This is a genomic window from Mycobacterium sp. VKM Ac-1816D (assembly GCF_000416385.1).
Classification (GTDB): Bacteria; Actinomycetota; Actinomycetes; order Mycobacteriales; family Mycobacteriaceae; genus Mycobacterium; species Mycobacterium neoaurum_A.
Genome location: NZ_AOHQ01000007.1, coordinates 1 through 221 on the forward strand (window position 1 = coordinate 1; position 221 = coordinate 221).

Genomic DNA, 221 nt, shown 5'->3' on the forward strand with positions numbered 1-221 from the left:
GAATGGAATGGAATGGAATGGAATGGAAACAACCCGAATGGAGTGGAATGGAAAGGAATCGAATGGAATCAACCTGAGTGCAGTGGAATGGAATGGAATGGAATGCAATGGAATGTAATGGATTGGAATGCAATGGAATCAACCCGAGTGGAATGGAATGGAATGGAATGGAATGGGTTCAACTCGAATGGAATGGAAAGGAATGGAATCAACCCGAGTGG

At 43.9% G+C, this 221-nt stretch carries 1 protein-coding gene; it reads left to right on the forward strand.

Annotated elements, in window-relative coordinates; genetic code table 11:
* A partial coding sequence (locus G154_RS27440) for a hypothetical protein (protein ID WP_237742462.1) occupies nucleotides 1–221 on the forward strand: 221 nt, incomplete at both ends.